At 64.1% G+C, this 25,277-nt stretch carries 22 protein-coding genes, 3 tRNA genes and 1 pseudogene; 12 read left to right on the top strand and 14 right to left on the bottom strand.

Annotated elements, in window-relative coordinates:
• Window positions 1–5 precede the first annotated feature (5 nt).
• A complete protein-coding gene (locus NX778_RS00230) occupies window positions 6–461 on the top strand; it encodes a response regulator (RefSeq protein WP_258809684.1) in 456 nt (151 codons plus the stop codon).
• Here the strand turns inward: NX778_RS00230 and NX778_RS00225 are convergent.
• Window positions 443–2,071: a response regulator gene (locus tag NX778_RS00225; protein ID WP_258809683.1), complete on the bottom strand. Its 1,629-nt coding sequence runs from the start codon at window positions 2,069–2,071 to the stop codon at window positions 443–445. The two genes, NX778_RS00230 and NX778_RS00225, sit on opposite strands and share 19 nt — an antisense overlap.
• Window positions 2,072–2,275: 204 nt before the next feature.
• On the opposite strand from NX778_RS00225, the gene NX778_RS00220 reads away from it, so the two are divergent.
• Entirely contained in the window at window positions 2,276–3,172 is an 897-nt protein-coding gene (locus tag NX778_RS00220; protein WP_258809682.1) for an alpha/beta hydrolase, read from the top strand.
• A 64-nt stretch (window positions 3,173–3,236) separates the two neighbouring features.
• Here the strand turns inward: NX778_RS00220 and NX778_RS00215 are convergent.
• Window positions 3,237–3,312 (bottom strand) — tRNA-Asn (locus NX778_RS00215).
• 263 nt (window positions 3,313–3,575) lie between these two features.
• Between NX778_RS00215 and NX778_RS00210 the strand changes: the two genes are divergently transcribed.
• The 7 genes from NX778_RS00210 to NX778_RS00180 all read left to right on the top strand — a co-directional run bounded on the left by NX778_RS00210 (window position 3,576) and on the right by NX778_RS00180 (window position 13,669).
• Window positions 3,576–4,283, top strand: coding sequence for a FadR/GntR family transcriptional regulator (locus tag NX778_RS00210; RefSeq protein ID WP_258809681.1), 708 nt, complete (start codon window positions 3,576–3,578; stop codon window positions 4,281–4,283).
• Between the two features lie 160 nt (window positions 4,284–4,443).
• A complete protein-coding gene (locus tag NX778_RS00205) occupies window positions 4,444–7,158 on the top strand; it encodes a TonB-dependent receptor plug domain-containing protein (RefSeq protein ID WP_258809680.1) in 2,715 nt (904 codons plus the stop codon).
• Between the two features lie 96 nt (window positions 7,159–7,254).
• Complete coding sequence (locus tag NX778_RS00200) at window positions 7,255–8,037, top strand: rhamnogalacturonan acetylesterase (protein WP_258809679.1); 783 nt, start codon at window positions 7,255–7,257, stop codon at window positions 8,035–8,037.
• The gene (locus NX778_RS00195; protein ID WP_258809678.1) at window positions 8,034–10,622 is read left to right on the top strand and encodes a pectinesterase family protein; all 2,589 of its coding nucleotides are present in this window, start codon (window positions 8,034–8,036) and stop codon (window positions 10,620–10,622) included. The genes NX778_RS00200 and NX778_RS00195 overlap by 4 nt, the downstream gene beginning before the upstream one ends.
• Before the next feature lie 9 nt (window positions 10,623–10,631).
• A complete protein-coding gene (locus NX778_RS00190; RefSeq protein ID WP_258809677.1) occupies window positions 10,632–12,488 on the top strand; it encodes a glycoside hydrolase family 28 protein in 1,857 nt (618 codons plus the stop codon).
• Between the two features lie 243 nt (window positions 12,489–12,731).
• Window positions 12,732–13,178, top strand: a complete 447-nt coding sequence (locus NX778_RS00185) for a Rap1a/Tai family immunity protein (RefSeq protein ID WP_258809676.1) — start codon at window positions 12,732–12,734, stop codon at window positions 13,176–13,178.
• Window positions 13,175–13,669: a T6SS effector amidase Tae4 family protein gene (locus NX778_RS00180; protein WP_258809675.1), complete on the top strand. Its 495-nt coding sequence runs from the start codon at window positions 13,175–13,177 to the stop codon at window positions 13,667–13,669. Before NX778_RS00185 ends, NX778_RS00180 begins: the two co-directional genes overlap by 4 nt.
• Before the next feature lie 76 nt (window positions 13,670–13,745).
• On the opposite strand, the gene NX778_RS00175 is transcribed toward NX778_RS00180, so the two are convergent.
• The 5 genes and pseudogenes from NX778_RS00175 to NX778_RS24630 form a co-directional block, all read right to left on the bottom strand.
• Window positions 13,746–13,946 carry a hypothetical protein gene (locus NX778_RS00175; RefSeq protein WP_258809674.1) on the bottom strand — a complete coding sequence of 67 codons (201 nt, stop codon included), beginning with the start codon at window positions 13,944–13,946 and terminating at the stop codon, window positions 13,746–13,748.
• Between the two features lie 58 nt (window positions 13,947–14,004).
• Window positions 14,005–14,080: transfer RNA gene (locus NX778_RS00170), tRNA-Asn, on the bottom strand.
• A gap of 82 nt (window positions 14,081–14,162) precedes the next feature.
• Window positions 14,163–14,238 (bottom strand) — tRNA-Asn (locus NX778_RS00165).
• A 46-nt stretch (window positions 14,239–14,284) separates the two neighbouring features.
• Window positions 14,285–15,496: an amino acid aminotransferase gene (locus tag NX778_RS00160; RefSeq protein WP_258809673.1), complete on the bottom strand. Its 1,212-nt coding sequence runs from the start codon at window positions 15,494–15,496 to the stop codon at window positions 14,285–14,287.
• 4 nt (window positions 15,497–15,500) lie between these two features.
• A pseudogene (locus NX778_RS24630) lies at window positions 15,501–15,548 on the bottom strand ((2Fe-2S)-binding protein); the annotation flags it as partial.
• Between the two features lie 48 nt (window positions 15,549–15,596).
• Here NX778_RS24630 and uvrB point away from each other — a divergent pair.
• A complete protein-coding gene (uvrB, locus tag NX778_RS00155) occupies window positions 15,597–17,696 on the top strand; it encodes an excinuclease ABC subunit UvrB (protein ID WP_258809672.1) in 2,100 nt (699 codons plus the stop codon).
• Between the two features lie 84 nt (window positions 17,697–17,780).
• Here uvrB and NX778_RS00150 read toward each other — a convergent pair whose 3' ends face one another.
• Complete coding sequence (locus NX778_RS00150; protein WP_258809671.1) at window positions 17,781–18,857, bottom strand: trypsin-like serine protease; 1,077 nt, start codon at window positions 18,855–18,857, stop codon at window positions 17,781–17,783.
• Window positions 18,858–19,155: 298 nt separating this feature from the next.
• Between NX778_RS00150 and NX778_RS00145 the strand changes: the two genes are divergently transcribed.
• Window positions 19,156–20,664 (top strand): peptide MFS transporter, encoded by a 1,509-nt coding sequence (locus tag NX778_RS00145; RefSeq protein ID WP_258809670.1) that lies wholly within the window; start codon window positions 19,156–19,158, stop codon window positions 20,662–20,664.
• Window positions 20,665–20,673: 9 nt separating this feature from the next.
• A complete protein-coding gene (locus NX778_RS00140; protein WP_258809669.1) occupies window positions 20,674–21,213 on the top strand; it encodes a GNAT family N-acetyltransferase in 540 nt (179 codons plus the stop codon).
• A gap of 49 nt (window positions 21,214–21,262) precedes the next feature.
• Here the strand turns inward: NX778_RS00140 and NX778_RS00135 are convergent, their stop codons facing one another.
• From NX778_RS00135 to NX778_RS00110, 6 genes are all read right to left on the bottom strand, one after another.
• Window positions 21,263–22,507: a glycosyltransferase gene (locus tag NX778_RS00135; protein ID WP_258809668.1), complete on the bottom strand. Its 1,245-nt coding sequence runs from the start codon at window positions 22,505–22,507 to the stop codon at window positions 21,263–21,265.
• A gap of 54 nt (window positions 22,508–22,561) precedes the next feature.
• Window positions 22,562–23,392: a helix-turn-helix domain-containing protein gene (locus NX778_RS00130; protein WP_258809667.1), complete on the bottom strand. Its 831-nt coding sequence runs from the start codon at window positions 23,390–23,392 to the stop codon at window positions 22,562–22,564.
• Window positions 23,393–23,401: 9 nt separating this feature from the next.
• Entirely contained in the window at window positions 23,402–23,998 is a 597-nt protein-coding gene (locus NX778_RS00125; RefSeq protein ID WP_258809666.1) for a MarC family protein, read from the bottom strand.
• Between the two features lie 97 nt (window positions 23,999–24,095).
• A complete protein-coding gene (locus NX778_RS00120; RefSeq protein ID WP_258809665.1) occupies window positions 24,096–24,260 on the bottom strand; it encodes a hypothetical protein in 165 nt (54 codons plus the stop codon).
• Between the two features lie 132 nt (window positions 24,261–24,392).
• Complete coding sequence (locus tag NX778_RS00115) at window positions 24,393–24,755, bottom strand: hypothetical protein (protein WP_258809664.1); 363 nt, start codon at window positions 24,753–24,755, stop codon at window positions 24,393–24,395.
• Window positions 24,731–25,270, bottom strand: a complete 540-nt coding sequence (locus NX778_RS00110; RefSeq protein ID WP_258809663.1) for a phosphoribosyltransferase — start codon at window positions 25,268–25,270, stop codon at window positions 24,731–24,733. Before NX778_RS00110 ends, NX778_RS00115 begins: the two co-directional genes overlap by 25 nt.
• Window positions 25,271–25,277 lie beyond the last annotated feature (7 nt).

Here is a 25,277-nt window from a genome sequence, read left to right as displayed (position 1 = left end):
CACCAATGCTCAAGCCAATCCTGCTGGTAGAAGACAATCCGCACGACCTGGAGCTGACGCTCATCGCCCTGTCAAAGAGCCAGCTGGCCAACGAAGTAGTGATCGCGCGCGACGGCGCCGAGGCCCTCGATTACCTGCACCGCCGCGGCCAGTTCAAGGACCGCATCCAAGGCAGCCCGGCCGTGGTGCTGCTCGACCTGAAGCTGCCCAAGGTCGACGGTCTCGAAGTGTTGAAAGAAATCCGGACCAGCCCCAACCTGCGCAGCCAGCCGGTGGTGATGCTGACCTCGTCCAGGGAAGAGCAGGACCTGGTGCGCAGCTACGAACTGGGCGTGAACGCCTACGTCGTCAAGCCGGTCGACTTCACCGAATTCCTGCGCGCGATCGCCGACCTCGGCATCTTCTGGGCCGTGCTGAACGAACCGCCGCCGGGCTCGAGTCGCTACGTCAAGCCGAAGTAAGACGCCGCCGGCGCGTGCCTCGCGCGCCGCAGCAGGTGGCGGATGCGCGCCGACAGCGCGTCCGGATGGTAGGGTTTCTGCAGCAGGTTGACGGACGCGTCCAGCTTGCCCTCATGCGTCAGCACGCCCTCCGCGTAGCCGGAGGTGTACAGGAACTGCGCGCGCGGCAAGCGCGTACGCACCACCTCCGCCAGTTCCAGCGCGCTGACCGCGCCCGGCATGATCACGTCCGAAAACACCAGGTCGATGTGGCGGCCGCCGTCGATGATCGCGACCGCGGCGGCGGCGTCGTGCGCCTCCAGCACTTGGTAGCCGAGCGCCGACAGGATGCCGCAGGTCGAGACGCGCACATCAGCCTCGTCCTCGACCACCAGGATCGTCTCCGGGCCGCCCAGCAGCGGCAGTCGCGGCGGCGCTTCTTCCAGCGCGGCTTCGCCCGCGCTGCGCGGCAGGTAGATGCGCACGCTGGTGCCCTGTCCCGGCTCGCTGCGCAGCACAATCTCGCCGCCCGACTGCTTGACGAAACCGTAGGCCATCGACAGCCCAAGCCCGGTGCCCTGGCCGGTCGGCTTGGTGGTGAAGAAGGGTTCGAAGGCGCGCTGGAGCACCTCGGGCGTCATGCCCTCGCCGGTGTCGGCCACTTCGATCATCACGTAATCGCCGTCCGGCACCTCGGGATCCCTGGCCGCGCCGCGCGCGGCATTGGCGGCGCGGATGGTCAGCGTGCCGCTGCCCGCCATCGCATCGCGCGCATTGATGGCCAGGTTGAGCAGCACATTGTTCAACTGGTTGGGATCGGCGGTGGTGCTCCACAGGCCGGGCTCGATCTCGGTGATCACCGCCGCGCGCGGTCCCAGAACGCGCCGCATCATCTCGTCCATCTCGTGCAGCAGGCGGCCCGGGTTCAGCACAACGGCCTGCAGCGGCTGGCGCCGCGCAAAGGCCAGCAGGTGCGAAGACAGCTTGGCGCCGCGCTCGACGCCGGCCAGCGCCATGTCGATGCGGCCGCGCGCGGCGTCGCTGATGGCGCCCACCAGCTTGAGCAGCTGCAGGTTGCCGCCGATGATCTGCAGGACGTTGTTGAAATCGTGCGCGACGCCGCCGGTCAGCTGGCCGATCGCCTCCATCTTCTGCGCCTGGTGCAGGGCCGACTGGCTGGCCGCGAGCTGCTCCTGGCTGTGGCGCAGCGAGATGAAGGCGGCATCGCGCTGGCGCCGCGCCAGGCATGCGCCGCTGTGGTAACGCACCCGCGCCATTAGCTCGCGCGGGTCCGGCCACTTGACCAGGTAGTCGTTGGCCCCGGTTTCGAAGGCACGCGCCTTGACCTCGGGATTGTCCTCGGACGACAGCAGGATCACCGGCAGGTGCTCGGTCGCAGGATCGGCGCGCAGCCGGCGCGTGACCTCGAAACCGTCGCAGCCGGGCATGCGCAGGTCGACCAGCGCCACCGTGACGCCGCCGTCGCGCGCCAGCGCAATCGCGCGTTCGGGGTCGCTTTCGTAATGCAGGGAGTGCCTGCATGGCGCCAGCCCATGGGCGATGATGTCCCGCGCAAACGGCTCGTCATCAATGAGCAGGACCGAGCAGTCGGAGGAATCATCTTCAATCATTGCAGCTGCCTGGTAGTCCGGTACAACGTAAAGTGTTGCAAAAATTTAAGAAAAGAATTTTACATCAGTTTGTTTTTTGTTGACCTTCCGGAAGGTTCAACCGTGCTCCGGTCCGTCCATCCTCATAATTGTATTTGTGGCAATTTTCAAAATTGCAAGTTATGCTGGCCCGTGTCCTACAAACATCCCTGCGAGGAGACCGATATGGAAAGGCTGCGTACCGCGTTCACCCCATGCATCGCCGTGGCATTCGCCCTGGTCCTGGCCGGCTGCGCCGGCATCCGGCCGACCGGACCGGAACTTGTCCCGGCCGCGCCGGCGCCCGCCCCCGCCCCGGCACCGGCCCCGACTCCCGTTTCCGTACCGCTGCCTGTCGAGATGCCGCCGCCGGCAGCGACACAGGCGCCCCAAGCGGAATCGCGGCAATTCAATCCGCTCCTGTACAAGCTGTGGTACGCCACCAACCGCGTCCCCGTGTTGTCCCAGGGCGAGATCGTCGACTACTCGCCGAAGTGGGACCAGCGGGCCATCCACTACGGAAAAATTTATGTCGAGATACCCGAGGACTACCTCAAGAAAGTCAATAACGCGAGCTGGCTGGACAAATACTTCCCCACCTGGGAAGCCAAGCTGCGCGTGACCAAACCGAACGAGGTCGACGCGCAGGTCTTCGTGGCGCAGCTGAAGAACGCTCTGAAAGATGCGGACCCGAATGAACGCCAGGTGCTGATCTACCTGCACGGATTCAACACGACCTTCACCGAAGCGGCGCAGCGCGCGGCCAGCCTCGGCTACCAGCTCAAGATTCCCAACACGGCCTTTTTCAGCTGGCCCTCGCAGGGCAAGGTCCCCAGCTACGAAAAAGACCGCGACCTGGCCGAACTCAGCCAGGACAGCATCGCGGATTTCATCATCAAGGTGTACCGGGAACTGGGCGCCACGCGGATCCACCTGATCGCGCACAGCATGGGCAACTACGCCCTGCTCGGCGCCATGTACAGGCCGAACATGCAACAGGCGATCAAGGTGATCCTGCACAACGATCCGCCCGCGAAACGGATGAACGTGGTCAGGAAGGACGACTACTGGGAATTGCATTAAGCCGCGCCCGCGGCCCCAGAGAAGAAAAACGGCCCCGCGATTGCTCGCGGGGCCGTTTGCATTCTGGCTCCCCGACCTGGACTCGAACCAGGGACCTGCGGATTAACAGTCCGTCGCTCTACCGACTGAGCTATCAGGGAATGGAGGCCGCATTATAGCGGCGCAAGTTTGTTTGCGCCAGTCCTGCGCGGCGTGACTGCCTCTGGCACCAGTGGTCCGGCCACTTCTTAACTGGTCGACCATACCGCAAAACAACATGCATACGCCATTCCCCCTGTGTACACGCCTTCTTATCTTGGGATAAGCCCGCAGCTGTGGCAAATTTGACGCACAGCTGAAGCTGGTGATTGCGCAATCTGGTCTAACCACTCTAGAATGGTCTGACCAATCATTAAAACAAGATATGAGCAAAAAGCCCAACGGCCCGCAGGAGACAGCGGCCCAGGAACCAAGGCTGTACCGCATCGTGGCCGACCGCATCCAGGCCCTGATCCGGGAACAGCAGATCAAGCAAGGCGAGCGACTGCCGTCCGAGCGCGACCTTGCCGCCCAGCTGTCGGTCAGCCGCGCCTCGCTGCGCGAAGCGCTGATCGCCCTCGAACTGGGCGGCGTGATCGAAGTGCGCGGCGGCTCCGGCGTGTACGTCGGCGCCAGCCCGCAGCCCGAGGCCAACCTGCCCGAGGCAGGCCCCGGCCCCTTCGAGGTGCTGTCCGCGCGCCGCCTGATCGAAGCCGAAATCTGCGCCATCGCCGCGCGTGTGGCCACCGACGGCGCCATCGACGCCATCCTCTCCAGCGTCGAGGAGATGGAGCGCCACACGGACAACCATTCGCATTCGCACGACGAAGAGGCCGACCGCAACTTCCACCTGGCCATCGCGCGCTCCACCGGCAACAGCGCGCTGGTCGGCGTGATGGATTACCTGTGGCGCCAGCGCGGCAGCCTGTGGACCAAGCTGCAAGACCACTTTCAAACCGAAGAGCTGCGGCGCGACACCCTGTCCGACCACCGCCGCATCTTTGCCGCGATTGCCGCGCACGACCCGGCCAACGCGCGACGCGCCATGCGTGCCCACCTGGAGCGCGTGACCCGTACCTTCTCTAGGGGATAAGCAGCACCTTTTCGAATAACGACCAGCAGGACCTCGGCCCTCCAATCCCCGGAAGCGGCCCTCGTCCGAGCGGCACGGAGTACGCGAGGTACTCCACTCATTGCGACCCGCCAGTCACAAGGCCGGGCGTAGACGTTATCAATTTGAGGAGACGTATCCAATGAACACTCGCCATTCCGCCGAGTCCCGCCGGCTCGTGCTGTCGTCCATCGCCCTCGCCGTGCTGGCCGTCGTCAACCAGGCGCAGGCCCAGACCGCAGACGCCCCGATGACCCGCGTCGAAGTGACCGGCACCAGCATCAAGCGCCTCGCCGCCGAGCAGGCGCTCCCGGTCACCGTCGTCAAGGCCGAAGACATCGTCAAGCAGGGCATGACCACCCTGGCCGACCTGATGATGGCGCTGCCGGAATCGAACTCGCTGCAGCCGTCCAACGCCGGCGCCGGCACCAACATCAACCTGCGTGGCCTGGGTGTGAACCGCACGCTGGTCCTGCTGAACGGACGCCGCCTGGCCAACGAAGCGACCGCCGACGGCTTCCAGTCGCTCGACATCATTCCGATCAGCGCGCTGGCGCGGGTCGAGGTGCTGCGCGACGGCGCATCCTCGATCTACGGCTCCGACGCGATCGGCGGCGTGGTCAACTTCATCACCAAGCGCTCCTTTACCGGCGCCGAAATCTCGGCCCAGGAAGTCAAGCCCGAGCGCAGCGGCGGCGGCGACGAGAAGCGCATGACCGCCACCTGGGGTATCGGCGACCTGGACAAGGATGGCTGGAACTTCTACGCGACCGGCGACTTCCACAAGCGTAACCGCCTGCTGGCCTCGGACCGCCAAGGCTTCATCCCGACCGCCGACGAACTGACCGCCATCGGCCGCGCGCCGAGCCTGGGCAGCGGCGGCTACGCCACCCCGGCCAACTTCACCTCGTCGGCCAACAAGAGCGCCGCCAACCCCTACTATGCCTCCGGCTGCGTGGCGCCGTACTCGATCCAGGGCCAGAAGAACACCTGTATCCTGAACGACCAGGAATACGGCACCCTGCTGCACGCGAACAAGCAGGCGACGATGTACGCCAAGGCCACCAAGCGCATCAACGACGACAACACCATCGCCCTCGAATACTCGCGCGGCGACGCCACCATCTTCGCCACCAAGAACCCGACCCAGGCGCTGGCGGTCGGCACCAACCAGCCGATCCTGCCCTCGACCAGCAAGTGGTACCCGGGTAACAGCGGCGGCGTTCCGGTCGTGCCCGGCGTGAACCTGAAAGGCGTGCCGCTGACCGTGAACTGGGCAGTGGCCGACCATGGCCCGGCCATCACCCGCGACCGCCAGCTGAACCAGCGCCTGGCGCTGCTGGCCGACGGCCACCTCGGCGACTGGGACTACAAGGCCGCCGCCACCTACGGCCTGTCGCAGCGCGACGGCTACTACTACAGCGGCTACTTCGACGGCATGGGCCTGATCACCGGCCTGGCCAACGGCATCCTCAATCCGTTCGGCCTGCAGGACCAGGCCGGCCAGGACTACCTGAACAAGATCGCGGCCGACGGCATGCAGAACCGCCACTCGCAAACCAAGCTGGCCGGCGTCGACCTGACCATCAGCCGTCCGCTGATGAAGCTGGCCGGCGGCGACATGTCGCTGGCGATCGGCGCCGACCTGCACCGCGACACCTACAGCGACACCAAGCTGGACCAGGCTGCCGCGATCACCTACGCCAAGTCGGTCCCGGCCCACGGCGAAGCATCGCGCAACCTGACCGGCCTGATGGCCGAGCTGGATATCCCGATCACCAAAGAACTGGACCTCGACGCCGCCGTGCGCGCCGACCGCTTCAGCGACGTCGGCACCACGGTCAACCCGAAGGTCAGCTTCCGCTACCAGCCGAGCAAGTTCCTGATGTTCCGCGGCTCGGCCAACACCGGCTTCCGCGCGCCGACCCTGTTCGACCGCTACGGCTACCGCACCACCGTCGCCAACACCACCACTTCGGCCAAATGGGATGATCCGGTGCTGTGCCCGGGCGGCATCGTCGGCCAGCCCGGCACCGGCACCGCCCTGCCCGGCTACAACGCGGCCGACGTCTGCAACGCCAAGCTGAACAAGCTGACCGGCTCCAACAGGAACCTGAAGCCGGAGAAGTCGGTCGGCGGTACGCTGGGCGTCGTGATCGAGCCGATGAAGTCGCTGACCATGTCCTTCGACTACTGGCAGATCAAGATGAAGGACATGCTGGCCAACCTGCCGGAACAGGTCTACTTCACCCAGTTCGCGACCTACCAGAACCTGTTCGTGCGTAACCCGGACGGCACCTTGGCCTACATCGACAACACCACGATGAACCTGGGCGGCCAGAAAGCGGCCGGCGTCGACGTGTCGGTCGACTACACGCTGCCGAAGACCACCTTCGGCCAGTTCAAGGTCGGCCTCGATGGCACCTACCTGACCCGCTTCGACAACCAGCTGTTCGCCGGCGACGCCTACGTGTCGAACATCGGCCAGTTCGGCAACGCCAGCAACGGCACCGTGTCGAGCTTCCCGATCATCACCCCGCGCTGGAAGCACGTGCTGAAGCTGTCCTACGCCTACGGCGACTGGGCCACGCAGTTCACCCAGACCTACAACTCGAAGTACACCGACCAGAACCTGGTGGCGCAGCAGTACTGGCGCAACATCAATTCGTACAAGCCGGTGAACTGGACGGTCAGCTACGGCGGCATCCCGCACGTGAAGATCGTGGCCGGCATCACGAACCTGTTCGACGCCCGTCCGCCGATCACCAACCACAGCGGCTACTCGCTGGGCTACCTGAGCAGCGTCGCCAACCCGGTCGGCCGTGCGTTCAACCTGCGCGGCACTTACACCTTCTGATCGATCCGATCCGGAAAGCGTAAGTCACTCGTGGCCCCCGCCGCACTTCGGGCGGGGGCCACATCGTCCCGCTCGCCAAACCCTCTTCAAACACAAATGAAAAATCCCCTGTTCCGGCTCGCGGCCCTTGCTTGCGTATTGCCGGCGATGGCGCACGCCGCAATGCAGGCGCCGATCCGCGTGATCCTCGTCGGCGACTCGACCGTCGCCCCCAACAACGGCTACGGCGACGCCCTGTGCGCCCGCTTCACGCCCGCGGTCACCTGCATCAATCTGGCCGCGAATGGCCGCAGCTCCAGCAGCTTCCGCGCCGAGGGCCGCTGGGATAAAGTGATCCAGCTGCTAAAGGACGGCGGCAACTACAGCGCCAGCTATGTGCTGGTCGGCTTCGGCCACAACGACCAGCCGGGCAAGCGCAATGCCACCGATCTGGTCACCCAGTTCCCGGCCAATATGGCGCGCTACGCGTCCGAAGTGCGCGCCGCGGGCGGCACGCCGGTGCTGTTCACGCCACTGACGCGCCGGACTTTCATCGGTCCGAACCTCGAAAACAACCTGGCGCCTTGGGCCGACGCGATCCGCAAGGTCGGCGCGCGCGAGCACGTGCCGGTGCTGGACATGAACACCGAAACCTATGACGTCGTGCAGGCCATGGGCCAGCAGGAAGCGGACACGCTGGCCGTCGAACCGCCGCCGGCGAAGCTGGACAAGGTGCAGTCGGACGTCAACAAGATCGAGATCGTCACCGAGAAGAAGAGCGCCTTCGACCGCACTCACGTGGGCGCGAAAGGCGCGCATCTGTTCTCGGGGATCGCGGCCAGGGAGCTGAAGGCCGCCGTGCCCGCGATCGCGCCCTATCTGAAGCCGGAGGCAAAATGAAGTTTCGCCTGACCCTGCTCGCCGCAGCGCTGGCCAGCGGCGCCGCGCACGCGCAGGACACCCGCAGCGTCAGCGAACCGGTGGTGCCGCCGGCCTGCGCGGTCCTGCTGCCAAGCGCGGACGATACCGTCGGCGGCCGCGATGACGCCGCCCGCATCCAGGCCGCGATCGACAAGTGCGCACCCGGTCGCTCGGTGCATCTGGCGCCGAACAACGAGCGCCACAACTTCGTCTCCGGCCCGCTGACCTTGAAGAGCGGCGTGACCCTGGTGGTGGACGGCGGCGCCATCCTGTACGCCAGCACCAACCCGGCCCTGTTCGACCGCGGCGCCGGCACCTGCGGCACCAACGACCAGAAGGGCCGCGGCTGCCGTCCGCTGATCTTTGTCGAGAACGCGCGCGGCAGCGGCGTGATGGGCGACGGCGTCATCGACGGCCAGGGCGGCCATCTCATCGACGGCAAGACCGAATCGTGGTGGCAGATCGCACGCCGCGCGCAGAAGGAGAACTCGCGCCAAAACGTGCCGCGCCTGATCGAAGTGTCGAAAGCGCAGGACTTCACGCTGTACCGCATCACGCTGAAGAACTCGCCGAACTTCCACGTCACCATCTACAACAGCGACGGCTTCACCGCCTGGGGCGTGAAGATCAACACCCCACACGACGCCCGCAACACCGACGGCATCGACCCGATCTCCACGCGCAACGTGACCATCACGCGCAGCTGGATCAGCACCGGCGACGACAACGTGGCGATCAAGGCCAACGGCAGCGGGCCGGCCGAAAACATCTCGGTGGTGCACAACCACTTCTACACCGGCCACGGCATGTCGATCGGCAGCGAGACCAATGGCGGCGTGCACCGCATCCTGGTCGACGACCTGTCGATGGACGGCACCACCTCGGGCCTGCGCATCAAGAGCAACGACACGCGCGGCGGCACCGTCGACAGCACCGTGTTCCGCGACGTCTGCCTGCGCGGCACCACGCGCCCGATCGACATCTTCACCCACTACGAGCAGGCCACGCCGGGGCAGCTGGTTCCCGACTACGCCGACGTGAAGTTCGAGCGCGTGCATAGCGTCACGCCGGGCCGCATCCTGCTGCAGGGCTACGACGACAAACATCCGCTGCGCGCCAGCTTCCGCGACGTGGTGTTCGCCCAGCCGGTCAAGCCGGAGATGGAGTTTGCCCAGCTGGACGGCGCCATCAACGCGGCCGGCGCACAGGCGGTTGATTGCAGCCAGCGCTTCTTGCCCTTCCCGGCCGAGCCGGTGAAAAACACGCGGCCGCAGCTCACCGCCGAGCAGGCCAAGGCCTACGACTACCGCGAGGTGATGAAGTGGGTCGGCCCCTTCGGCGCCGAGCGCGTGGACCCGTGGGATCCGCTGGCCGATCCGCTGGCCAAGGGCGCAAAGTTCACGCCAGACTTCATCGTCGACCAGCACGCGCGCGCCGATGGCAAGCGCAGTTTCACGCGCGTGCAGGACGCGGTCAGCGCGGCGCTGGCGCACGCGAAGCAAAGCAAGCGCATCTACATCGAGGTCAAGCCTGGCAGCTACCACGAGCTGGTCTACGTTCCGCCTGCCAGCGCGCCGATCACGCTGTTCGGCGAGGACCCGGCCACCACGCGCATTGGCGCCAACCTCGACGCGTCGGTGACCGGGCCGGAGTACGCGCAGCGCTTCGGCGCCCAGTTCGCACACAGCGATGCCGCGATCCGCGCGATGTACGACTCGGTCAAGGCGAAAGCCGACGCCATCGGCACCTTCGGCACGCAGGTCGTCTGGGTGAAGAACGACGGCTTCCAGGCGCGCGGCATCACCTTCGAGAACGAGTTCAATCGCGTGGCGAACGGTCAGCCGGTGAAGCCCGGCGTGGGCCACCAGGCGCTGGCCCTGCGCGTCGATGGCGCCGACAAGGCGCAGTTCGAGAACGTTCGCCTGCTGGGCCGCCAGGATACGCTGTACTTCAACGCGATCGACGACGCCAGCACGGTGCGCAGCTTCTTCAACAAGTCCTACATCGAAGGCGACGTCGACTTCATCTTCGGCGACAGCATCGCCTACTTCAACAACTGCGACATCAAGCAGCTGGGCGGCCGCTCCGCATCCTACGTCGGCGCACCGAACACCAGCCGCTTCGCGCGCTACGGCATGGTGTTCAACGGCTGCCGCTTCACCAGCGATACCAAGGAAGGCAAGTTCTACCTGGCGCGCCAGTGGTTCCACAACGAGCGCTGCACGCCCTATGGCGAGATGGCGATCGAGAGCTACAGCTGCCGCATCGGCGACGTCGACGTGTTCAAGGCGCCGAACGGCACTATCCGCAAATTCACGCTGGAGACCGTCGGCAAGATGGTCGTGATGAACTCGCGCATCGGCAGCCACATCGTGCGCAGCAATCCCTGGGCCGACTGGAACAGCCACGGCGCCATCTCCTATCGTCCGGCGCAGTACGACTCGGACGACTGGTGGAACAACCTCACGGCAGTCGGCTGGGACCCGGCCACCGTGCTGGGCGCAGGGCCGCGTCCTTCCCCGGCCGAGATCTACCTCGCCGAATACAACAACAGCAACGAGTAAGAGAACCACATGAAAGCAAATATCAACCAACGCCGCCGCAGCTTCATGCGCGCGGCATCCGCCACCGGCGTCGTCCTCGCAGCCGGCCCGCAAGCCGCGCGCGCCGCGCTGGCGCCTGCCGATCCATGGAAGGAAGCGCAGTCCATCGCCAACAAGCTGGCCAACCACGTCAAGTTCCCGAAGGTCGACTTCGACGTCACCAAATACGGCGCCGAGCACTGCAAGCTGGTGGACGTGAAGGGCTGGATCTCGTTCGAGGAACAGGACGCGATGAAGAAGCCCGCGCCGGGCTCGAAGGACTGCTACCCGGCATTCGCCGTGGCGATTGCGGCCTGCCACAAGGCGGGCGGCGGCCGCGTCGTGATCCCGGCCGGCGACTGGTACTGCGCCGGGCCGATCGTGCTGCTGTCGAACGTGAACGTGCACCTGAAGGCGGGCGCGCACGTCTACTTCAGCAACAACCCGGCGGACTTCGCCAAGTATGGCGACCACAAATGCGGCGAGAACGGCAATCTGGTCGTCTCGCGCTGGCAGAGCAATGACTGCCTCAACTACTCGTCGATGGTGTACGCGATCGGCCAAAACAACATCGCCCTCACCGCCGACGACTGGACCGCGATCCTCGACGGCCAGGGCGGTGTGCCCTTCGAAGGCAGCAACGACTGCTGGTGGACCTACAAGGGTAAGGTCAACACCATCAACTCGGTCGCGCAAGGCAGTTCGCCCAACTACAAGCACGGCAAACCGTCGCAGACCGCGCCGAACCCGCTGAACGCAACATCGCTGGCGGAAGTGGCGCCGAAGCTGAGTGAGGCGCAGCGCCTGCTGATCCAGGGCGAAGGCGACAAATGGCGCGCCGATGACGCTTATTTGCCGGCCCTGTCGGAAGCCGGCGTGCCGCTGGAGAAGCGCGTGTTCGGCCTGGGCCACTACCTGCGCCCGCCGATGATCCAGCTGATCGAGTGCACCAATGTGCTGCTGCAGGGCTACCAGGTGAACCAGTCGCCGTTCTGGCAGCATCATCCGGTCGCCTGCAAGAACATCGCGATCCGCAACGTGCACGCGAACAGCCTGGGCCCGAACAGCGACGGCTTCGATCCGGAAGCCTGCGACACCGTGCTGGTGGAAGGCTGCACCTTCAACACCGGCGACGACTGCATCGCGATCAAGGCCGGCAAGAACCTCGACACGCAATACGGCCCGACACGCAATGTCGTGATCCAGAAGTGCACCATGCAGAGCGGCCACGGCGGCGTCACGCTGGGCAGCGAGATGGCGGGCGGTATCGAGAACGTGTACGCGCAGGACAACGTGTTCCAGAACGTGAACTGGGCGACCAATCCGCTGAACACGGCGATCCGCCTGAAGACCAATATGAACCGCGGCGGCTTCCTGCGCAATTTCTACGTGCGGAACATCTCGATTCCGAATGGCGTGCAGACCTCGCCCTCGTTCTACGCATCGCTGCCTGGTTCGCCGATCGCGTCGAAGACGGTGGCCACTGCTGCGGGCGCGGTCGTCACTTTCGACTGCGACTACACGCCGCGTGCGGACACGGTACGCACCCGTCCGCCGATCGTCGACAACGTGCAGATTTCGAACGTCAAGGTGGGCAATGTGACCAAGGGCGGCAAGAAGGTGTCGTGCTACCAGGCCATCGTGATCCTGGGCGCGGTCGCGTCCGACTACAACGGCCCGGCGCCGCGCCCGACCGTGCTGCCGGTGACCAATGTGACGATCAGCGATTGCGATTTCGGCATGCCGGCGAATGCGGAGCAGCCGTTCTATCTCTACAACGTGAAAGACCTGGCGCTGAAGAACGTGACGGTTGGGGGCAAGCTTTACAACACGGTGATGTCGGCGTAACCGGCTGTTTACGCAAAATGGGGGTTCCGCGTTCGCGTAAAATCGGGCTCGACAGTGCCGGGCACGGCGATCTCTCTACTGCAATCGTTTGCAGAATAGTTACCGTCGTTCCCGCGCACGCGGCCCCCCCATTTCCTTTGCTCTGCCCCGAGTCCAAATAAATGCATCGCGCTTGCGGCAGCCCAATCGTTTAATAACGTTCATCTGCAAAACTACTCGTCTCTGAAGAGTATCCCACGCACGATGAAACTTTTGCTGCGCAAGCCGCAACCGCAACACATTCTTTTCTTCGCTGTGCTCACGGCGGCACTACACTGCTCAGCGAAGTCTCTCAGCACGCCTGCGTCCGTCACGGGTACGCAGTTGCTACAACTGACTGGACCCGTCGATCCCAAAACGGTTCACTGGACACCCCACAGCAAATTTTCCAGTCGAACCATTGCAGCCGATTTTCGTCAGTTGGTAAACGGCGAATTCGTGCATGGCTACATTCAGGCAGTGCGCGACGCCACTGAGGGAAAGGAATGGTGCTGGGGTGAATACAAGCCTAATCCCGATGAACTTGAAGCAGATGCACGCCAGAGTCTCGCGCGCATGCCCGACACCAAACTCAGACAAAACGCAGCCACTCTGATTGCTGAGATCTGGCGAGCAAAGTTTCCCTGTGCGGATAGACCGAGGAAGCCATGAAGGTGCCCTACAATTTGCTAAGGATGCATTTTCCCGACATCCAAAGCGTTACACGAGATGAGCTGTTTCAGTGGATTGCCTATCCGGAGAACGTTAAAAATCCGAATTTTGAGAATACCTGCGCGATCCGGCTCAGTCTTGCATCGCTCGGTGCTGGCTATCCAAACCCGGGCAACTGGCCAATCAAAGCAGGCAAATACAAGGGGCGCGCAGTCGAGACGAAGCAACGTGCGTTGAGCCAAAGGCTGGTCCATTTTCTAGGTCAGCCGGAAAAATTTTTAAGCGGGTCGCAAGCTGAGACTGCAGTAGGCTCACGCCACGGCATCGTGTCGTTCTTCAGCATTTACGGCGACGCCAACCGACAAGGGCATATTGCCATCGTTGCGCAAGATCGCTGGGGCATGTATCTGCGTTGCGGGAACGAAATCGATGGAACTGACACCGGATGTTATTGGCACTCCAGCGAAGTTTGGTTCTGGCCACTGCGGTAACGAAAAGGTCAAACTTCAGCTTCGACCGCCATATAAACCAAAGCCCCGCACAAAATTGCGAGGCTTCAAACAAGCGTCAGGCGAGCGCTTCCTTCGCGGCTTCTTCCGGAGTGAGACCGTCATAGAACAGGTCCGTGAACCACTCCACCTGCTCTTCGATATGATCCTGTGCCTCTCTCTGCGTCGCCCCGCCCTTGACCAGCCAGCCTTCCACCTCGATGCACCACTGGATCAGCGCCAGGGTTTCCTCATCGAGTTCTTCTTTCTTCTTCGCCATATCGCGCTCCGTTCCAAAGCAAAAAGCCCAACCGGTTCCGGCTGGGCTTTTCTAAATTTGGCTCCCCGACCTGGACTCGAACCAGGGACCTGCGGATTAACAGTCCGTCGCTCTACCGACTGAGCTATCAGGGAATTGTTTGTTACATTATATCCGGCTTGCACCGGTGTGCACGGCAAGCTTGCCTGCCGCGCGCGCCCTTGCGGGCAAGAATTCTGGCTCCCCGACCTGGACTCGAACCAGGGACCTGCGGATTAACAGTCCGTCGCTCTACCGACTGAGCTATCAGGGATCAAATCTTCCGGAACAACACTTGCCGAACCGGAAGAGCCAAGAGTTTAGAGCACTTTGGCGATGACGTCAACGACCCGGTCGATATTCTTCGAGTTCAGCGCGGCCACGCAGATGCGGCCGGTGTCCACGGCGTAGATCGACTCTTCGCGCAGCTTGCCGACTTGTTCCTTGGTCAGGCCCGAATACGAGAACATGCCGACTTGCTCGCGCACGAAATCGAAGTCGTGCGACGGCGCCTTGGCCTTCAGCTTGGCGACCAGCTCGTCGCGCATCTGCTTGATGCGCACGCGCATCTGGGCCAGCTCGGCTTCCCACAGCTGGCGCAGTTCCGGCGTGGCCAGCACGGTGGCGACGACCTTGCCGCCATGGACCGGCGGGTTCGAGTAGTTGGTACGCACCACGCGTTTCAGCTGCGACAGCAGGCGGGCTGCCTCTTCCGCGCTCGATGCCACCACCGACAGTGCGCCGACGCGCTCGCCGTACAACGAAAACGACTTCGAGAACGAGTTCGACACCAGCAGCGGGCCGCCGGCTTCGACGAAACGCTTGACCACCGCGCCGTCTTCGGCCAGGCCGGAGCCGAAGCCCTGGTAAGCCATGTCGAGGAAGGGGACCAAGTTGTTCGAGCGCACGGCATCGATCACCGAGCCCCATTGCGCTTGGGTCAGGTCGGCGCCGGTCGGGTTATGGCAGCAGGCGTGCAGCACGACGATCGAGCCGGCCGGCATCGATTTCAGCGATGCGATCATGCCCTCGAAATTGACGCCGTGGGTGGCCGGGTCGTAGTAGCTGTAGTTGTTGACAACGAAGCCGGCGCTTTCGAACAGCGCGCGGTGATTCTCCCAGCTCGGGTCGCTGATGAAGACTTCCGAATTCGGCGAGAAACGCTTGAGGAAGTCGGCGCCGAGTTTCAGCGCGCCGGTACCGCCGAGCGCCTGTACGGTGATCGCACGCTTCTCTTGAATTACCGGGCTGTCGGCACCAAATACCAGCTCCTGAACAGCTTTATCGTACTGCGCCAGGCCTTCGATCGGCAGATAGGTGCGCGGCGATTGCTGTTCCATCAATTTGGCTTCCGCCTTTTGCACGCATTCCAGCAGCGGCACTTTGCCATTGTCGTCATAATAAACGCCCACGCCGAGGTTGATCTTGGCGGGGTTGGTGTCGGCATTAAAGGCTTCGGTGATACCCAGGATCGGGTCGCGCGGCGCCATATCGATGGCGCTGAAAAGGCTGGCAGAGGCGGAGGAAGTCATCGTGTTAAACTTGGTCGGGTTCGCAGCGGTTGTATAGACAGCAGCTCCTGCGTGTTGCAGTGCCGCAGGCGGACTACCATTCTAGCAAAGGTCTGAAAGCATGACAGGCAAGGCTGATTTATCTGTTGCAAACGCACCGGCTCCGAACGTCCTCACCTTCCCCAACTCGCCGTTCAAACTGCACCAGCCTTTCGAACCGGCGGGCGACCAGCCGACCGCGATCGCAGGCCTGGTCGAGGGCATCGACGACGGCCTGATGTACCAGACCCTGCTGGGCGTGACCGGCTCCGGCAAGACCTACACGATGGCCAATGTGATCGCGCGTTGCGGCCGGCCCGCGATCGTATTCGCGCCGAACAAGACGCTGGCGGCCCAGCTGTATGCGGAGTTCCGCGAATTCTTCCCCGAGAACGCGGTCGAGTACTTCGTCAGCTACTACGACTACTACCAGCCGGAAGCCTACGTACCGCAGCGCGACCTGTTCATCGAAAAGGACTCGTCGATCAACGAGCACATCGAACAGATGCGCCTGTCGTGCACCAAGTCGCTGATGGAGCGGCGGGACGTGGTCATCGTCGCCACCGTGTCCGCGATCTACGGTATCGGCAACCCGAACGAGTACCACAAGATGATCCTGACGCTGCGCGCCAAGGACAAGGTGGCGCAGCGCGACGTGATCGCGCGCCTGATCCAGATGCAGTACACGCGCAACGAGATGGACTTCGGCCGCGGCACCTTCCGCGTGCGCGGCGACACCATCGACATCTTCCCGGCGGAGCACGCGGAGCTCGCGATCCGCGTCGAGATGTTCGACGACGAAATCGAATCGCTGCAGCTGTTCGACCCGCTCACCGGCCGCGTGAAGCAGAAGATCCCGCGCTTCACCGTGTACCCCGGTTCGCACTACGTGACGGCGCGTGCGACCGTGCTGCGCGCGGTGGATTCGATCAAGGCCGAGCTGCGCGACCGCCTCGAATTCTTCAACCAGGAAGGCAAGCTGCTGGAAGCGCAGCGCCTCGAACAGCGCACGCGCTTCGACCTGGAGATGCTGGCCGAAGTCGGCTTCACCAAGGGCATCGAGAACTATTCGCGCCACCTGTCCGGATCGATGCCGGGCGAGCCGCCGCCGACGCTGGTGGACTACCTGCCGAAAGACGCGCTGATGTTCATGGACGAGTCGCACGTGCTGGTCGGCCAGCTCAATGCGATGTACAACGGCGACCGTTCGCGCAAGGTGAACCTGGTCGACTACGGCTTCCGCCTGCCGTCGGCGCTGGACAACCGGCCGCTCAAGTTCCAGGAGTTCGAGAGCAAGATGCGGCAGACCGTGTTCGTGTCGGCCACGCCGGCCGATTACGAGAACGAGCACGCCGACAACGTGGTCGAGCAGGTGGTGCGTCCGACCGGCCTGGTGGACCCGCAGATCATCGTGCGCCCTGCCCTGTCGCAGGTCGACGACCTGATGAGCGAGATCCACGACCGCATCGCCAAGGACGAGCGCGTGCTGGTCACCACGCTGACCAAGCGCATGGCCGAGCAGCTGACCGAGTACCTCTCGGACCACGGCATCAAGGTGCGCTACCTGCACAGCGATATCGACACCGTGGAGCGCGTGGAGATCCTGCGTGACCTGCGCCTTGGCACCTTCCACGTCCTGGTCGGCATCAACCTGCTGCGCGAGGGCCTGGACCTGCCGGAGGTGTCGCTGGTCGCGGTGCTGGACGCGGACAAGGAAGGCTTCCTGCGTTCGGAGCGCTCGCTGATCCAGACCGTGGGCCGCGCGGCGCGTAACCTGAACGGTGTCGCGATCCTGTACGCTGACCGGATCACGGATTCGATGAAGCGCGCGATCGACGAGACCGAGCGCCGGCGCGCCAAGCAGATCGCGTTCAACGAGGCGAACGGGATCACGCCGAAGGGTGTGCAGAAGAAGATCAAGGAAATGATCGACGGCGTCTACAGCGCGGCTGCGGCCAAGCAGCGGCTGGAGAGCGCGTCGGAAGAGACCGCGAAGGTCGAGGCGATGAGCGAAAAGCAGATCAGCAAGGAGATCAAGCGGCTCGAGAAGCTCATGGTCGATCACGCCAAGAACCTCGAGTTCGAGAAGGCAGCGCAGGTGCGCGATCAGCTGCACGTGCTGAAGCAGCAGGCGTTTGGCGCGCCGGGGGCGGATAACGTCGTGTCGATGCTCGGCAAATAATCCACCAGCACCAAGTAAAAAGTAAATAAAGAACGTCGTTCCCGCGTTCGCGGGAACGACGGTATTCATGGTCTTAGCGCTGGCTTAACCCACACGCCGGCGCGCACGCAGCAGCATCACGACGCCCAGTCCCAGCAACGCAAAACTGCCCGGCTCCGGCACAAAGGTCAGCGCGTCTACGCTCGCGTTCATCAGGTACTGCTGGTAGGTCCCGAGCACGATGCCGCCGAGGTAAGTGCCAAAAGTCCCCGGCGTCTGCCCGTCGAAGTAACCAGTAAAGGTATTGGTCGCCGCCAGTGTCAGTTGCCCGTTCAGGTTGATGAAGGACGGACCGCCGGAATCCCCGCCACCGATGCCAGACTCCACGCTGTTCCCCAGCGCCGCCGTGCACACGTTGAACATCGTGCAGAAGGTATCGACGCCATTGCCGTCGAAGTCCGCGTACCACACCTCCTTGTGCCCGGCCACGAAGCCCTGTTCGTCGTTCAGGTCGAACAGGTCCATCACATTGCCTCCCGAGCGCTTGGTGAAGAAGCTTGGCGCGACGTTAAAACCGTCCACGCCATTGCCCGAGGTGCCGTAGCCGACCATCGTGACTTGCTGGCCGGCCTCCATGTCGTTGTTGGCGATCCCGTAGATCTGGGCGTTGGCGGGAGCATCCTTGGCCAGCGTGATCACCGAGACGTCATCGTTCACGCAGAAACTGTCCACGCCGACCGGGCAGTGGCCGAAGCCGTGGTAGTCCGGATTCATGCTCACCGCCGACGCGCTGATCAGCGTGTAGGCGCCGGGCGTGGCGCTGTTGTTGAAAACGACACGCACGCTATTGCCTTGCTGGCTAAGGTCGATCAGGTCGCCGTTGCCGGTCGTGTCGACGCAGTGCCCCGCCGACACAACAGTACGCTTGCCGACCAGTGCGCCCGTGCAAATAAACGATTTTCCGCTGTAGACGATATTGATGCTCACCACGCCTGAGTACATCGCCGCCGGGCCGTTCGGATCGACGCGGGCGCCGGGCGAATCCGGCAGCGCGCCGGAGGTGATGGCCGGGACGACCGTGCTGTCGGCGATGATGGAAGCGTTGGCGTGCGCGGCGCCGATCAGCGCGCCCAGCGAGAGCGCGACACCCATCATTTTTTTGAAGTGCAAAAGCTTGTGCATTTTTTGTCCTTGGGTTTGGGTAATGCGTTTTACGGCCGAGTTCAGCGTCGACCGCAGGTGTTGGTGCTTAAAAGCACGAGCCATGCCAGCAAGAAAAAAATGCTTTTATTCAAAGAGTTAGGGAATTAACACTCGCGCGAGAATAGCCTCATGTAAAGTTTCCCGACAGACAAACCGATTGGACTGCAATGGTCCTTTCAGCATTGCATCTTCACTTTCTGTCGCGTAGCATCCCACAATCGCCGCTGGGAGACACCGGCACAACCGGCAAGCGGCCCGATATTGACAAGGGGACCTAATGAAACCTGAAATCTTGCCAGCGCGGACTGTATCGCAGACCCGATCGTTCATGACGCTGGTGCTGATCGAGCTGTGGGAACGCTTCGGCTACTACGGCATGCAAGCGCTGATCGTGTACTACATGGTGCAGCGCCTCGGCTTCGACGACAGCCGCGCCAACCTGGTGTGGAGCGCGGCGGCGGCCCTGATCTACGTCGCACCGGCCATCGGCGGCTGGATCGGCGACAAGGTGCTCGGCACCAAGCGCAGCGCCGTACTGGGCGCGATGATCCTGACCGTCGGCTACGCGCTGATGGCGGTTCCCACCGAAAACACCTGGTTCCTGTTCTCCGCCCTCGGCGTGGTGGTGGTCGGCAACGGCCTGTTCAAGCCGAACAACGCCAACCTGGTGCGCAAGAATTACGAAGGCGACGATTCCAAGATCGACAGCGCCTTCACCATCTACTACATGTCGGTGAACGTCGGCTCGACCTTCTCGATGCTGGCCACGCCCTGGATCAAGGACTACGTCAATGCCACCTACGGCAATGAACTCGGCTGGCACGTCGCGTTCGCGGTGTGCAGCGTCGGCCTGATCCTCGGCCTGTTCAATGTCTTGATGATGCGCCAGACCATCCACCATCTCGGCTCGCCACCGGACCGCCAGCCGCTCGACTACGGCAAGCTGGGCATGGTGCTCGGCGGCGGCGTGGTCGCCGTCGGCCTGTCGGCGGTGATCCTGGAATACCAGAGCCTGGCGCGCGCCTTCGTCTACCTCGCCGGCATCGTGGTGCTGGGCATCTTCATCCACCTGATCCGCAAGAGCGAACCGAGCGAGCGCTCCGGCCTGGTCGCGGCGCTGGTGCTGACCTTGCAGACGGTGTTCTTCTTCATCTTCTACCAGCAGATGTCGACCTCGCTGTCGCTGTTCGCGCTGCGTAACGTGAACCTCGACTTCTCGCTGTTCGGCATGCACCTGTTCGACTGGTCGCCGGCGCAGTTCCAGGCACTGAATGCGATCTGGATCATGGTGCTGTCGCCGGTGCTGGCGTGGATCTACACCAAGGCCGGCAACAGCGGCAAGGACCTGTCGATCGCCGCCAAGTTCGCGCTCGGCTTCTCGGTGGTGGCGGTCGGCTTCTTCATCTACGGCGTGGCCGGCCAGTTCGCGGTCGCCGGCAAGACCTCGTCGTGGATCATGATCTGGGGTTACGGTTTCTACTCGCTGGGTGAACTGCTGGTGTCCGGCCTGGGCCTGGCGATGGTGGCGCGCTACGTACCGGAGCGCATGAGTGGCTTCATGATGGGCGCCTACTTCGTCTCGACCGGCATCTCGCAATACCTGGGCGGCCTGGTGGCCAACCTGGCCAGCGTGCCGAAGGACCTGACCGATCCGCTGCAAACCCTGCCGATCTACACCAGCCTGTTCAACAAGCTTGGCGTGGGAGCGATCATCTGCACGGTGATCGCACTGGCGGCGCTGCCGCTGATGCGCAAGCTGTCGGCGCAGCACAGCGCCCACAACTAAGCCAGCGCCATGACGATCCTCGACACTCCGCGCCTGCGCCTGGAACCGATGTGCGATGCGCACTTCGATGGCCTGTTCGCGATGAACAGCGACCCCGATGTGATGCGCTACATCACGGGCAGGCCGGACACCGAGGACGACACCTGGGCGATGATCGAGCGCGTCCAGGAACGCTGGGCGCGCTACGGTTTCTCGTGGTGGAGCTTCATCGAGAAGAGCAGCGGCGAGATCATCGGCGCCGGCTGCATCCAGTACCTCGGCCGCGAGCCGAGCAACCCGCACGAAACCGGCTGGCGCCTGCGCAAGGACAAATGGGGCCAGGGCTTCGCGTCCGAAGCGGCGCAGCGCATGGCGGCGTTCGCGTTCGAGGAGCTTGAAGTGCCGCTGCTGTGCGCCGTCTGCGATCCGGCCAACAAGGCTTCCTCACACGTGATGGAGAAGCTGGGCATGCGCTACGTTGGCGATGAAACCTGGTACGAGATGCTGTGCGCGCGCTACCAGATGACGCGCGAGGAATGGCTGAAGGCGCGCGCCGTCCGCACAGCCTGAGTCCACATTCTTCCTGCGCCGCCTAACGCCCGGCTTCGGCGCGCGACGTTCAGCGCAATCGTGCCGCGGCTCCACCGAGCAGCCGATCCGCCGCGTGCCCCACGCCGTCCTCGTGCCGCATGCGCGCGGCCATGGCGCAGGCATTGCGGCGCGCCGAGGGCGTGGTCGCCGCCTCCATCATCCGCATCAATGCATCCCCGTCGAGGACCCTTGCAGCGCCGCGTGCCCTGCCGATCCCCGCTTCCTGCACCCGGCTGGCCCAAAAGAACTGGTCGCCGGCGAATGGAACCACAACCGAGGGAACGCCTGCGCGCGCGGCCGCATGCGTGGTGCCCGCGCCGCCGTGATGCACGACCAGCGAGGTGCGCGGGAACAGCCAGTCGTGCGGCGTGTCCCGCAGCACGTGGAAGTTGGGAGGCAGCTGCGACAGGTCGATGCCGCTCCAGCCGGGATAGAACAGTACGCGGCGCGGCCCCACGGCGTCGACCAGCGCCCGCAGCAGCTTGGCGCGGTCGAACCCGGCCATGCTGCCGAAGCCGACATACACGGGCGGCGCGCCGGCCGCGAGGAAGTGCGCCAACTCCTCCGGCGCTTGCCAATCGGGCGCCAGCGGCAAGCGCCAGGCGCCGCACAGTTCGACGTTGGCGGGCCAGTCAGCCGGGCGCGGGACCAGCGCGGGCGAGCAGCCGTACAGCACCGGGTAGCCCTGCCACATGCGGCGTCGCGGCGCGGCGCCAAACAGCTGCCGGCGCGCGGCGTTCACCGCGGGCCGGAACAGCGTCCAGGTCAAGGCTGTAAAGAGCTGGTGCGTCATGCGGTTGGCCCAGCCGGGCAGGCGGCGCGGCCGCATGAAGGCGGCGGCGAATTCGCGGGTCGGCGTCATCGGCCACATCGCCGCGCCGATGCAAGGTATGTCCAGCTCCTCGGCCACGGCAAGGCCGACGAAGGCGGCGAGACCGGCGAACAGCAGCACGTCGCTGCCCTGAGCCACCTCGCGCGTGGTAGCCATCCACGCGGCCGTGTTGTCCTTCGCTATCTGCGCGCAAGCCCTGGTGATGCGCGCGAAGTCGCCGCCGTCCTGCATGATCGCCGACAGCGCGCCGCCGGGCAGCACGCTGTCTCGCATACTGCCGGCCAGCGCCGTGAACGGAACGCCATGGGCACGCGCCAGCGCTGCGCCTGAGATATCGGAAAGCAGGTGGACCTGGTGGCCGCGGCCGATCAGCTCACCGGCGAGTGCGACCAGCGGCCGCGTATCGCCATCGGTGCCATAGGTAACGAAAGTGAATTTCATGCCCGATTCTGTACCGCGCGAGGCGTGCGCGGCTTGAACAAATCCGACATGCGCCTACATGCGATAGGGCCAGTAGTCCGGGTCCGATTCGATCCGTTCGCTCAGCAGCGATGGCGGCAGGCCGGTCAGCGCACGCAGCTCGCGCGCCATGTGCGCCTGGTCCGCGTAGCCCAGCTCCGCGGCGAGCGCCGCCAGCGAGTCGCCGTCGGCGCCACCGCTGCGCAGGGCGTACACGGCTTCGTTCATGCGCTGCAGGCGCCGCGCCTGGGCCGCCGTCAGGCCGACCTGGGCGCGGAACTGGCGCTGCATCTGGCGCTCGCCGACATCGAAGGTGCGCACGGTCGCGGCCACGGTGCGGCGCGCGATGTGGCGCAGGCTGTCGCCCAGGCCGCGGTTCCAGCGGCCGCGCGCGGCCTTCCAGCGCGGCGCCAGCCAGGCCTCGATCCATGCGGCTTGCGCGGCTTCGTCGCCGGCGCGCTCGCGCAGCGCCTGCGGCCACGCCTGCCATTCATCGGCCAGCCAGTCGGCGGCCGGCTCGTCGCGGTCCTGCAATGCGGCCGGTGACTGGCCGGTCAGCGCCGCGAACGCATCGGGATGGAAAATGACTTCGAGGCAGCACAGCGGCGCCAGCGTGACCGAGGTGACGGGCCGGGTGCGCGGGCCGGAGATGATCCAGTCGCCAATCGGCCGCGGCGGCGCCTCGCCCTCCCCCAGCAGCGCCACGTGGCCTTCGCAGAACATCGTCAGGCCGCAGTAGACCATGGCCGGAAAGCGGTTCAGGCGCGGCTGCGCCGGCGGCCACGTCTCGTCCACCGTGGAAATGAAGCCGATGCCCATGACGGCTTCGGCCAGCTCGCCCTGCGGTACGTGGAGCGAGGTTTTCATCAATACCGCTTATAAGGTTTTGATGAAGGCGCGCACGCCGCCGAGCAGCATCTCGATCGACATCGCCGTCAGGATCAGCCCCATCAGGCGCTCGAAGGCGGTCATCACCTGGGCGCCGAGCAGGCGCTGCAGGCGGTCGGCGCTCAGAAACACCACCAGCCACACCGCCAGCACGGCCGCCAGCGCGGCCACGTGGATCATCACCTCCTCCTTGCTGTTGGAGGTGAACAGCAGCACCGTCGCCAGCGCGGACGGACCGGCCAGCGCCGGAATCGCGAGCGGCACGATGAAGGGCTCGCCGCCTTCGGTGCGGCCGAGTACGCCATCGGGATGCGGGAACACCATGCGGATCGCGATCAGCAGCAGGATCACGCTGCCGCCGATGCGCAGCGAGACTTCGGTCAGGTTCAGCGCCGTCAGGAAGTGACGGCCGAAGAACATGAACACGAGCAGCAACAGGAAGGCGATCAGGCACTCGCGCACCACGATGCGCGGCCGGCGCCGGGACGGCACGGCGTTGAGCGCGGTGACGAAGATGGGCACGTTGCCGAACGGGTCGGTCACGAGCAAGAGGAGAATGAAGGTCTGGAGAAAGCTTTGGGTCATTTCTTATATCGGCAGCAAACTTAACTGTCCGATATTAACCGATATGGTCGACCCGATGAAGGCGCGCCGGCGGCGCTGGGCCGCGGCGCAGCTTGGCTTATTTCGACTTCGACGACTTGGTTTCGCCGTGTTCGGCACGCTGTTTGTTCACGATGCGCGCGGCCACTTCCTTCTCGCGGCCGGGATAGCGGTGTTCCTTCTCGAACTTCTGCTCGATTTCCTTGTACTCGCGTTCACGCTTGGGACTGGATCCAGTGGGCATGGCGATCTCCTTTGCAAACTGTATATGCGCAGGTTAGATCGGGATTTCAGCGTGTTCCGTGGTCTGGCGCACGCTGGAGAACATTGCCGCCTGACGACGACAAATGAAGTCTTGCGGAGCACCGTTCGCCGTCTATGATGGAGGGATGGAAGCACGCAACGGCTTGAAGATGATATCAGCGCTATCAAAGCGGACGTGGCAGCTCTGCGTCGCAGTGAGTACGCGACCAAGGCCGATCTTGACGACTGCAGTAAGAGGCTCGTCAAGTGGATCGTTGGAACGGGACTCGCAAGCGCCATTGCAATCATCGCAACGATGGTCTTCGAAGCCAGGCACATCCTTGCCGAAGGCCCCGGGGTTGCGCCAGCCCCGACTGTAGTCATCATCGCCTACCCATTGCAGCCCAGCCAGAAATAAAAAAGGAGCAGGCAACAATGTCGCCCACTCCACTTTCTTGAAGCCGCTCAGTCTTACTTGTCGAACTTCTTCAGCCACGCCGCCAGCTGGTGCGGGCGCAGGCCGTCGTAGTCTTCGAAGGGCTGGTGGATCCACGGGTTGTGCGGCAGTTCTTCGAGGAAGTAGTCCGGCTTGATAGCCGAGCAGCCCTTGACCCAGACGACAGCCGATTTCACTTCTTCGACTTCGGTGAAATTTTCTTTCAGGTGCTCGCGGACCTTCTTCAGCGTCACGCCCGAATCGGCCAGGTCATCGACCAGCAGGATGCGGCCTTTCAGCGGGCCCTTGGTCATCGTCATGTACTTGGCGATGTCGAGGTCGCCCTGCTTGGTGCCGGCTTCTTCGCGGTAGGAGCTGGTCGACAGGATCGCCAGCGGCACGTCGAAGATGCGCGAGAACACGTCGCCCGGACGCACGCCGCCGCGCGCCAGGCACAGCACCATGTCGAATTTCCAGTTCGATTCGTACACCTGCAGCGCCAGGCGCTCGATCAGGCGGTGGTACTCGTCCCACGATACCCAGAGGTCTTTGTCGGTCGATACAGCAGTGGTCATGTCAGGT

This window comes from Massilia terrae (genome assembly GCF_024753145.1).
GTDB classification, from domain to species: domain Bacteria; phylum Pseudomonadota; class Gammaproteobacteria; order Burkholderiales; family Burkholderiaceae_D; genus Telluria; species Telluria terrae.
The sequence above is the reverse complement of the archived record's forward strand: the minus strand, read 5'-3'. Positions and strand labels throughout refer to the sequence as shown.